We start from the raw sequence: 12,306 nt of genomic DNA, 5'->3' as shown, positions 1-12,306 counted from the left end.
CTCTCCGCAACTAGCAGGTCGTTTAGCCTTGACCCATCGTAGTCGAAGGTAGCGGAGTCGTCAGGTTTTGTATCATTTTCTGGCTTGCCGATGGTACCAACGACGAGCTCTCGCCACTGCCATTGCCTGACAGGGCACTGAGGTCCTGAACCAGTCGCTGGTAGTGCTGGTACAGTTCCGTATCATTCAGGCTTGCCATCACTGACCGCTCACTTTCCGCCATACCCGTTTCAACGTCGCTTTTCTCACCTCCGACCAGGCTGCACAGGTAATTAACCAGCCGTTGCCCCCTGACAATGATGCTGTTCAGGTAGGCCAGGGCTCCGCTCTCTCCTCCGTCACTGTCGTCCATAGCTAACTGACTGTCATTCCTGTTGATTACCGCCATGGGGTTCAGGCTGACTTGTCCGCCTTTAAAGTACAGACTGGCCAGCACCTCCGGTTTCACCAGCGCCAGCGTCTGGTTAGTGTCGGCATTGATGATCCTGACGATCTGGCTCTCCAATGGGAGGGAGTTATTGCTGCTGGTGAGGTTGCTGCTGGTTAGGTTGCTCTGTGCCTGCGGTTCACACCGGCTGAACGCCACCTGTTCTGCGGTCAGGTCGGTAAAGAACAGTGCGGTGCTGTTGTCACCAGACAATCGTCGTAAATCTGCCTTCGATTCAGACGACAGGAGGATATAATGATTGCCATGGTCGTCTATTGTGCGGGCAGGCTTGCTTGCCCGCAGGTCATAGACGTCATTGCCGACACCACCGGCCAGGGGGCGAGTCCAGTCGAGGAAGGCTTGCCACAGGCTGCTATTGCCGGGTGCATTGAATCTTCGGTTGTCACAAGGATCGTTCATGCTTGCCAGCAATTCAGGTCGCGCAGCGGTGTTTTCCGAAGCTCCCAGCAGCAGCAGATCATCACCACCCCGCCCCTGGAGTGACCACTGCCGGGCGTCGGCGCCAAGGTACAAGACGTTATTACGGCTATTGCCCCAGAGACTCGCTGTCCCGTTGCCCATGGCAGAAGAGCTGATAACGGCGGGTATAAATGGCCATGGATGGTAATTACTGCGGGGTTCTGGCCCACTCACCTGTACACTGCCCGGCTCCCAGCCCGACAGCCCTGAGCCGTTAAACAGCCCTGAGCCGGTGAACAGCCCTGAGCCGGTGAACAGCCCTGTACCGCTAATAAACACTTGACGTTTGATATAAGAGGGATCCTGGGGTTGCAGTATCAGTCTGATCCCATCCATCGCCTGATCCGTGACGATTTTCACTGACTGATCTCGTTGGATGTACAGGGGGTTGCTGGCTGTGGCCTTGATGAATCGAAGGCGCTCCTCCCCGACAAGAAGGCTGCTCACCGCTAATGGAAACACCACCCCCTGGTCAGAGCCCACTACCCATGCCGCCAGATCGGATAACGGCACCTGAAAGTCACTGAAAGCCAGGGTCGTGGGCTGCAAGAGCCGGTCTTTTTGGTTGACCAGGACCTCCCGAATCTCGATCTCGGCGTCGTCGGTACTAAACCGGCTGGACAGAATCAGGTTCTTACCCCAGCGCCTGACCCTGAAGAGGAAGGCCGGTGCATTCAGCTCAATGCGGGTGCGTGTCTGGTTGTGAACGGCGGTATTTTCTTTAGCAGGGTTTTCTTCAGCCAAACCAGGGTGAATAATGATTCTGGCGAAAAACGACAAGTCGTTCTCGTCCAATTCAATCACGTCCGACCCGCTCTGGCCTTCCACCAGAACCCCGAACCGCTGTCGGGTACCTTTCTGGACAAAGGCCTCCTGGTGCTCGCGGTAGTAAGTGTCCAGCCGCAACGCTGCCAGTTTGATCTTGTCGGCTTCGGGGGTTCCTGACAGCAGCAGACCTTCAGCGATCACGGCCACTCTGCTGAAGTTCCCCAGAGCTTGATAACTCTTGGAAGTGAGCCGGTAGAGTGCCTGTTTGTTTGGGCTATAAATGACGGCAGTCGTTGACTTGACTAGCCGGAAACTCTTTGTGTTGTCCGTGGTATATCCAATCAGTTGCTGAACACTGTGCTCCTTGTCAGGCAGGCCGAACAAAAATTTCTGTTGTCTGGAATTCCGGCCCCGGAAATCTACCCAGGCCACCTGAGTCCCGGCATAGCCGGGGCGCAGCTTGAGGGCGATCAGTCCGGTGTCGATATTGCCCACTGGCACTTGCAGAGACTTTACGGTCTCTTTGAAATCCTTCCGGGTCAAGTAGCCTCGTAGCTCGGTGGCATTCCTGGGTCCCATCTGGCTGAAGTCCAGGGTCTCCAGAGACAGACGCTCCCGGTTGGCCAGGTATTGGGCCTTCGGTGTCTGGATGCGCCATGCCCCGGCATCGGTTTGCCACTGGTAGCTGCCCCGTAATTGGACGTCTGGCAGGGTGTAAAGGCAGGGAACGGAGATCAGGTCATCATCGAACTCACTGGGCATCCCGGTCAGCGGAACAGCGGTACCCTTGCCACAAAAGGGATGGCCTTTGGCGCCCTGGTCTGGCCGGGGGAAAAACTCGAAAGCTTCCTGTTTGCGGGTACCCGAGAGGGCGAGCAGCTGGCCGTCCCCGTTAACCATTACCTCAAACTGGTCACGGGTGTTGGCGGCCAGCAGGGTGTTATTGCCTGGATAGTACCAGAAATCCAGTTGTCCGAAGGCACTGAACAGGGGGTGGTCGGGGATCGCGGTGATCGGTCTCAGCGGCACCAGTCCCACCGTGGCCGAGAACTTCTCACGGCCCGCTTTCACCCGCTCCTTCAGCAGTTTCTTCAGCCCACGGATGAAGTCTCGGGCACTGGCGGTGGTCCAGGTTGTGCCGGGGTGGTCTATGGTCAGTTTGGCGAAGGTCAGGTCGATCATCTTGCCCAGGTTCAGGCTATCCATCACCACGCCGGATTCAGGAGTGAACTGACGCACACTCAGGGTATCGTTCGACTTGGCGACGATCTGCCCGGTGGCCTCGACCTGCCAGTTCTTAAAGGGTCCTGACTCCACCGACAGGTTTTCGCTAACCACCCGGGTGTTGTCCCAGGCCTTGTCCGGTATCCAGAGCCGACAGCCATCGCTGGTATCGGCCAGGAGGCTGCGGGAGTGCGCCTGCACACCACTAAAGATGGAGTCGCCGGCCATCTTTGACTGTGCCAGCGTTTGCTTCTCGCCTGCCGGGCGGATCACCTGAAAACCGGCGTTCAGCCGCTGGATGTCCCCAGGTCGATTCACGTCGGTGCTGAGGTAATGCAGGTTGCCGGACAGCTTGCTGAACAAAATGTAGTAAACAGTCCCGTCCCACACCACCTTGTGGACCGGCAGGTGCTCCTCGCGCAGAGCCCTCTGGACACGCTCATTGATCGTCCACAAGTGACTTCCGTCGTTTTTAATTGCCGGCACGTCGCCATCCATCAAACTGTTCAGGAAAGCAATATGGGTTTTGGTGTCACCGTCATAAAAACCGGCTCGAAGTATACGTCGTTTGTCGTAGTTATCAACGACCCGCATGGGAATTAGTCTATGATCGGATGTCGTTGTTCCGGATCCCGCTGCAGGTGGCAAAGGAGGGGCGCTGAGCTGGCCATCCAGGGTTTCTGCAGCAATCACCCGATGAGACAGCTGACCGGATGAACTGGCCGTCAACAGGTAGTAATAGGGGGCAACAAACACCAGCAATTGTGAATCATCATTGGTCGGCACTGCCTTTGATACGCTTTTACCAAAGAAGGTGCCATACTTGCTGGCGTCAAGGTCATGGAACTGATTGATTTCCCGGTTCAGTGCCCCGGCGGTCTGGAATAACACCTGACCGTTGACGGCGTCAAAAAAATAGTAGCCAGTAGCCGGGCTCCCCTGAACGGGTTGTCTGGAGGCAAGGTGCCGGATTTCCTTACCGTGACGGGTATCGAACGAGATCCGGACCTGGCCTAGCCGGGCCCAATCCGCCTCGGCCAGTCCCAGCTTGTCAGGGAAACAGCGGTAAGGTTTCTTGAGATACTCATTGACCTGCTGGTCACAGCGCTGTTTGTGTTGCCGCCAGAGCGGGTTCTCCTCAAGCCACGAGGTCCGCTCATCAGCTCTCATGGGTGATGGGTCACGGCCACTGTTCATCAGCCACGGCCTCGGTATTTCGGGCGCCGACCAGATTCTCAGCCACTGCTCTGGCGCTCCGGCCATACAGCGTGCACGGACCTGAGCTGAGGCGTCGCAGTCTTTTAGCTCCAGCGGCAGGAACCGGCTGGCCCCAGTGTAATGGTTCATGATTCCTTTTAGTTTCGTTGCTCTTGAGGACCCGTCATTCAGTCCACCATTGTCGTACAAACGGTGAATCACTTTGCGGTCCGGCCGCCACTCAAACCGTGTGTTGACATCCTCGGCCATCACTCTATACGAGACGTCTGGCGTCGGCGCAGGAAACTGGAAACGGGCCTCACCCAGCGTTAGCGTCCAGGTTTTTTTAGCCTGGTTCAGCACGGATGAACAGCGTTGACTCCAATTGACCCTCTCGCTAATACAGGTGTAGGGGAGCTGTCCGTCGTAGTTCAGTACCCAGGTAGAGGTCTTCTGACCATGGAGATGAATGCGGATGTGGTGAGCACCGTTAGACATCAGTACGGTGTTGCCGGCCCCTTCAGGGCTGTACAGTTCATATTTCAGCAGGCTGGATAATTGGGCAGAGATCTGACGAAAGACGACGATGTGATTCTTGTTATCGAGATACAGGCTGGTGGTTGACTGACGGTACTTCAGGCCGTCCGTATGGGTGAACATTTGTCCAAGGTATTTATAGAGATAGGAGATGGTAGATGAGCCACCTATCGTATGCTTGGTGAGCTGTTTTCTTGCCACTTTTTTCCGGTAAAACCGTTTCAGCTTGTTATCGCTAACGGCATCCAGAAGCTGTGCACCGGGAGAACTGCCGTCTGGCGGACTTCCCGGAAAGTCCTTCTCCTCGTCATAGGCAAAGGGCGTGTAGCGGAGCCTGACCCTCCACTCGGGTACGGAAGGCATTAAGATGATTGTTTTATCGGTCATCTGCTCAAGGTTGTGGAACACGCCGTTTTCGCATTGGTACCCGGTTAAACGTGACTCCTTCTTACATAAGGTCGCCAGAGCGTCGTCGATCAGGTTAAAGGGGACAGCATAGTAGTCGATCCGGTTGACTTCGGTGGCGCATTTATGGAGAGGACCGTTTTTTACATAGGGCACATTCTTGCACCTGTCCGAGTCCCAGTCGTTATTGCTGTAGGCGACGAAGGTTGTCGGGTATGAAAAGCCGCCACCGTAGGTCAGGGTTTGGTTCACCAGATTGATCGATTTGATGTTCAGAGTCAGGAGATTCTTGTCATCCCCACTGATCAAAGCATTGAGGGTCTGATTGCCGGCCAGGAAACTTCCGGGGTCCAGTTGAGCGTGCATCTGATCAAAGACCTCTGCCGCCTTACCTGAGGCTTCCCGTAACTTTTTATAGATAAGCCTGTTTAACTTCCTTTGATAATGGCTATCAAAAATATTCCTGACAAAGTGCATGATCCCGTCAATCAAGAACCCTAATGGCCCGGCAAAATCTGAGATGATGGAGACAGCCGCATCCACCGACTCAAAGATCACTCTGGATTTCAGTAGTTCCTTGACTTCCGGGTCCTCTTCGGTCTCATATTCGATCACGGTCAGGGTGAGACTGGTAGCCTGCACGCCGAAACCCGCCAAGGGTATAAAACGAGCGGCTTTTTTACCTGCTCCTGTGGCTTTTTTCAGTCCTCCGGGTAACTTGGGTCCGCTATTTGCGGGTAACTTTGGCGCTGCCTTACTGGCAGGAAGTGATGGCAAGACGGCTGGGGCGATCACCTTGATCCCGCGTCGACCGAGATCAATCATCTCAATCCCTTGTAATGCCATCGCCGTATAAAAAACCGTCTGACGCCCGATATAAATCTGCTGCTGGGTGTCCGTCATATTCCCGGGCGAGGCATTTTTATAATGGTGTCCTATGGGGGCAATCCCTGTCATCAGGTCATAAAGGCCTATAAAAGACCTGAGCCTTTCCATACTGCCGGTGGAGGTTTTTTTCCCATTGACTGATGTCCCCTGGCGACCCTCTCTCTGGAGAAAGCCCTTGAAGCGACCAAGGGCTCCGGACGTAAACCGAATGTTCTTCCGCGCCAGGGTGTCAGGCTCCACAAAGTCCATACGCCAGCCCCGGCTATCCTGACGAAGGGTATCCAGTTGGGGGACCATGCTGTCGGGGAGTGAGTGCTGAGCTTTAATGTCGTTCAGGGCGGAGCCAAACTCCAGCAGCCGCTGCCTGAATTCGCCCCGCTTACTGGCGACAACGGACAGACCATCCTCTGTCGCTGATTGGCGCTTCGCTGGCACCGAAAGACGACCAGACGCGCGGGGTGGCAAATACCGGAGGGCTTTTGAATCCGATGGCCAGGGTGGTATCAGCACCGTGGTTTCGCCGGGAAACAACCGATATTCCGGTTGTCCGCTGACCGGGGAGCGCAGCACAAGAGTGTCTATCGCCGGACGGTCCTTCGGCATCAGACGCTCGACATCCTTTACCATTTGCTTGAAGGTACGGATGCTTTCGCTCCTGGGTTCGATAATCAGCTCGCCCACCAGGGGTTTGCCGTTGGCAGGCGATTGGGTCATGAAGCTTTTCAGGGCATTCAGGGCCATGATTCCGTGGGGCTGATCGCTATTGGCAAGATTGCTGACGGTCAGGGTGGCGATGCGGCCGCCCGGGGCGAAATCAGTGACCAGTGTCGTTAACGCACGGGTGATCAGTCTGGCTGGCCGACCGATGAGGGTGACGCGGTTGCCGTCACCCCCGGCGATGGCTGACTGAACCCGGCCATCGGGTTTAAGCAGCACATAACCGCCAGAGGGGGTGGCCTTGAGTAGCAGGGGCTGCTCACTCAAGGTCCCGGCCTTTATCCGATTTTGGGCGCGGGTAAACGATGTGTCGTCCAGGGCAATGACAGAGTGCACACCTCGGGTGTCTGCTAACGCGGCCTTGCCTTCCTGACGACGAAATCGGGTGAAAAACGCCTGCAACCAGAGCTTCCCCTCGTCGGAGGTATCGAGCAGGGCGATATCGGTGTTATCTCTGAGATGGAGTTGGGTATCGGGGCCGGAAAGTAACCGGAGGGCATTCGCCAGCTCTTTACGTCGAGTCTCACATCTGGCGCTATTGGCTGATCTTCGTTTCCTGCTACAAGACAACGAAGGCAGGTTTTTGAAAATCTTGATGTTTTCAAAATCATTTTTGAATAGCCCGTTAAGCGTGGCGACATCTTTTGCCTTTGTATAATCTAGAGGGAAGATGTCGTACAACCTTTCCTGTGCCCGTCTTTTAAGATTTTCGAAGGCTCTTTGCTTTGCTTCTTCAGTCTGGAAATGTCTCATTTCCCACTCAAGCATGCCGACTTCGATAGGCCCCCGGTAGAGACTTGCATAGCGAGCAAGCCATTGCTTATACGAGGAAGATACCAGCGCCAGGCGGAGCGTGTCTTCCATACGAAGAGTTTCTGTCCTGTCCGGATTGACGAAAGCAACCCTTCGAGCCGGAGGTTGCTCCACTAATCCATGTAAGAGCGCGTTTTGAAAATCATCGTATAACGAGTATTGGCTGGCATCTCTTCTGGTATCTTGAGGGTCGAGGTCAGTTTCGGTCGAACTATCTGATATGATCAAGGGCCTGCGTGCTTGACCCTGCGAATTATCTACTTCGATCAAGGGCCTGTGTGCTTCACCTTGCGAATTATCTACTTCGATCAAGGGCCTGTGTGCTTCACCTTCCGGACTATCAGAGTCAGAGTCAGACTCAGCTTCGCTCGAACTGTCTATTTCGATCACGGGTACGCGAACCTCACCTTGCGAGGCAGGCCTGACTTCGACCGAAGTATCTGTTTCCAGTGGGGTATGGCCGAACTTATCTCCCACTATGGCTGTGACCAAAGCTACTTTGAGCCTTGAATCGATAGACTTATGGTGGACAATGGTATCGATTAAACTCTCTTTGGTGGTCTCATCAACAGGCTTGCTTCTGACTACGACTTTGATCAAATCCTCTTTGAGTCTGGGTTCGATAAACTCATGTTCGACTACGGTTTTGATCAAATCCTTTTTGGGGTCGGCATCCGTACGCCTAACTTCGGGTTCGGTGTTGGTGTTGGTATTGGTATTGGTGTGCCCAACGTTGTGTCTGATACCGGTAAACTTAATTCGGGGTGGCAGGGAAGCCAACCCGAATCTGGCCCGGAATGTAACGATGTTGTCGTTAGTCAGGGTAAAAACAATACGGTTGAGTTCAGGAAAGGGTACATCTGCAGAGGTTGACGGGCTATCTTGCTGAGGAACCCCTGCTGACAGTGGACCTCGGACGCCAACAGCCGTATTTGCACGGATGCGTACTCTGGTCAACTCCCTCAGAACTTCAGGTATAACATAATCTCTATGGCTGGCATCCAATCTACCCGTGGAAGGCGGAATGTTTTGTGCAGAGTTATCAAAAAAGAATGTTATGCTTTGAACGGTGGTATCCGTGGGGATCGCCTTATTTATAACCGATGATAGATCTGCCACTACTTCCCGTGAGTAGGAAGGGAAGCTTTGACTCAGCATATCGGGGAAATCAAGCATTCCGGTTATGATAACTCTGGTGTCTTCGCCAATGTTATTGGGTGGTGCTCCTTTTGAGATTATAAGTCTTTTTCCTCCCTTTTTAGAAACATCAACAGCGTCGTACAAAACGCTGCCTTCTTCAGTTTTGTACATTTTATAAATATCATAAGACTTTGTTAACGATTTCGATTTTTCGTCATTATTGTTACAAACATCAATTACTATTAATTTGTCGTATCTACGTTCACGCTCTATATGTAAATCGTCCATGTCATGGTTATAAGATTTCCTGTTATAAAAGGGGGTGTTCGCTAACAGGTTATCAGTTAGATGGATTGAAGGCCTTCCACTTATTTGCAATTTTATTATTCTTTGAAAAGCGTCATAACCTAATTGATTTATAACGCGGTAGTCAAACTCCCTGGTATTATCTGAAAGAGCAGGTAACATTCTTACAACTTCATCAATCCTATCGCTGGAGATAGTGACTCTGTTTTCTCTGTAGAATTTTTCGATACTTTCTTTTGCGCCAGGCAAGAGTTCTTCTATGTCTATCGATGATTTTCTTAAATTACCCGCAATTCCTTGCAGAAAACGCATTTCATCGAGTAGCATTTTGAATACTGGATTTCTCAGGCGAGCCGCTACCATTATTGGCTGGACTGTAGCAGCAAGAGATCTGGCGACAATATTTCCTTCAGAATTTACTTTTGCATTTAAAAATATTTTATAGTGGCTACTTGCGTATAGAGAGTGCTCTTCCAGAGCATGGAACAGGTCACCAATAGGGGTGTTATCTACGATGCCTTTGATCTGACTAAGCAGTACTATCGGTAGGTTTTTGTCGTATGCCTCAAAATAAGGAGCAGGGTCTTGAATAATTTTTTCTGAAAACAGTTTCTCTAAAACAGCGCGTACCTTAGCTCTTTCAAGCTCTTTTCTCCTCTCTTCACCTACTGCCGTTCCCGATATCGGGTCGAGCAAATCACCCCTTTTTAGAAAGGGATTGCGCTTCAGCTTTGGCATTATTCCTTTATCAATATATACCCCGCCAAGTTCGTATTCATGAGACAGTCCTATATATCTTTCGATTATTATAGGGTTAGCAAGACTTAAACTGTGCCTGATAAAATCCTTGTTGAGTGTTTCAAAATAGCCCGTGTCTTTATGAACTACAGCATTGCTGATGGAACTTTCAATTTCATATAAGAAATTGTTGACTCTGGTTATTTGGATGTTAAATGCCGCCTTTACATTATTTGAAAAATCAGATGCCATTATATTCAGGCTTTCTATGGCAGCATCTTCACCCATAAAACTGTCAACTTTTGCCCAGATGCTCTCCCTCAACTGAGCAAGATCAACAGGATAATCTTTCTCAATAGTTATTCTGTTTCTTTCAGAAAAAAGCAGCGAATATAGAATTTTTTGATATATCAAACGTTCGGGAGCCCATACGTGGACTGTATGCTGCGGGTTCACCCTGGCCCATATTGCCAGAACACTGAACTCCCAGCCCTCTACGGGACTGACGACACTGACATGAATATTCTCGGGTACTCTGATGTTTGGACTTGGCATGATAACACCTGACGGACTGCCCCACATGGTTTGAGGGTGTCGTAAAACTCTAACCACTCGTTACGACGCCGGGACCCACAGAGCCTAAAAGCATGGGAACCGGAGTTTTGCGACAGCCTCAGTTTCGGTTACGACACTCGATTTTTCACTGGTGTGTGGTTGCAGGGCTTTAGATACGAAAAAATTCCACCATGCAGTGTAGTTCGGAATTACGACAGTGGCCTTATTATTCGTTTTATATAATTATATTGTCGTGTTTTTTTAGTGATAGGGATTTTAGTTTTTATTAATTATCCTTCGTCGTTTATATTTCCGGCGTTTTCACTTACGGCCAGGCTGTACAGGTAAGCAACCAGCCGTTGCCGCTACTAAAAATCTGACATAATCTGTAACCGACATTCACCACCTCACCTGACATTTTCCTGAATTCTGCTATTTATGAGATAAGCAAATATCAGGAAACCCCCTTATGCCTCCCGTTCAATACCGCAGTCAGGTCATGGATCACCTTGGTTTAGTGGCTGGAATGTGCAAAGAGCTTGGAATTGCCGAACATATCGATAAAAGAGCCCCCAAGGTATCTGATGACTGGCATATATCCCATGGTGAGTCTGTCGTTGCCATGATCATCAATGGTCTGGGCTTTACCGGACAATCTCTGCATATGTTTCCCCGGTTCTTCGCCAATAAACCTCTTGATAAACTGATCAGGCCCGGTATTAAGCCTGAGCATATAAACGACAAGGTTCTGGGCAGGACGCTGGATGAACTCTTTGAACTCAATGCCAGTAAAGTCTATTTTGAACTGGCTATCAAGGTCGTAAAACATCTCAAGCTCCCATGCGATGCCCTAAATCTCGACGGCACCAGCATACACGTCGATGGACGTTATAACAGCGACAGCGAAGAGGACGATGAAGACCTCAACTGCATTAGGTTGTGCAAAGGCTACAGTCGTGATCATCGTCCGGATTTAAATCAGGCCATATTGCTTCTGATGACAGAAAACAAAGCAGGCATCCCCCTGTTTATGAAGGCTGCCAGTGGCAATGTAACGGATAAGACCAGCTTCAAACTGGTGGTATCCGAACATCTGAAAAGTTTCAAAGCGGCTTTGGAATCCAGGTACTTCGTCGGTGATGCTGCTCTGTACACCTCAGAAACGGTTAAGGAGCTTGACCAGCAGGATCAGTGGTTCATATCCCGGGTTCCTCTCAATATTGGGGCTAGCAAAGAACTGGTGCAAAGTGCACCGTCACGCGCCATGAAGGCGGTCGAAGGTTTTGAGCATTACGAAGCTGTGGAAGTGTCGTCTGGTTATGCGGATGTGGAGCAACGCTGGGTCATGTTTCGCAATAAGCAAAGCCAGGAGACAGAACAGAAAGCGCTCACAAGGCGTATGCGGAAAAAATCCACCAAAGAATTTCAGAAGCTGGAAAAGCTCAGCAAAAAGGGATTCCGGTGCAAAGCTGATGCCATGGAAGCCTTTAAACAATGGCAGAAACAATCAGAGCTCTGTCAGGCAGAACCTCAGATTACCTCTAAACCCTGCTATAAAGGCAGAGGTCGCCCCGCTGAAGGGGTAGAACCCGATTACCAGGAATATTACATAAGTGGTTGCTGTTCAGTAACGGTGCAAACAAGGCTGGATGCACAAGCCTCTTTGGGGTGCTTTGTGTTGGCTACCAATGATACCGATACTGACCGGCTGAACACTGCTGAATTGTTGAAGACCTACAAATCACAACAACAGGTTGAAAGAGGTTTTCGCTTCCTGAAAAGTCCGGATTTTTTGGTGTCTTCACTGTATCTCAAAAAGCCGGAACGTATCGAAGCACTATTAATGATCATGACTCTTTGTCTGATGGTCTATGCTGCTATCCAGCACAGAATCCGCTATGAACTGAAAAAGCAGAGTCGAACGTTTCCAGACATGAAGAAGAAACCCGGCCAGAATCCGACAGGAAGATGGGTTTTCAGCTGCTTTGAGGGCATTCATGTTTGGGTCATCGACGGGACGGAGAAGCATGTGGTAGGCATCACGGAAAGCCAGTCGACAATCATTTTTATTTTAGGGTCTACGTACCAGTCGATTTATTCCTGATTGGGGT

2 protein-coding genes are annotated in these 12,306 nt (G+C 51.2%); one reads left to right on the top strand and one right to left on the bottom strand.

Features of this window, described 5'->3' with window-relative positions:
• Window positions 1–22: 22 nt before the first annotated feature.
• Window positions 23–10,195, bottom strand: a complete 10,173-nt coding sequence (locus K7B67_RS02300; RefSeq protein WP_252178758.1) for a hypothetical protein — start codon at window positions 10,193–10,195, stop codon at window positions 23–25.
• Between the two features lie 469 nt (window positions 10,196–10,664).
• On the opposite strand from K7B67_RS02300, the gene K7B67_RS02295 reads away from it, so the two are divergent.
• Entirely contained in the window at window positions 10,665–12,299 is a 1,635-nt protein-coding gene (locus K7B67_RS02295) for an IS1634 family transposase (RefSeq protein WP_252178757.1), read from the top strand.
• Window positions 12,300–12,306: the final 7 nt, after the last annotated feature.

It is taken from the genome of Endozoicomonas sp. 4G (assembly GCF_023822025.1).
In the GTDB taxonomy this organism is placed as follows: domain Bacteria; phylum Pseudomonadota; class Gammaproteobacteria; order Pseudomonadales; family Endozoicomonadaceae; genus Endozoicomonas_A.
The sequence above is the reverse complement of the archived record's forward strand: the minus strand, read 5'-3'. Positions and strand labels throughout refer to the sequence as shown.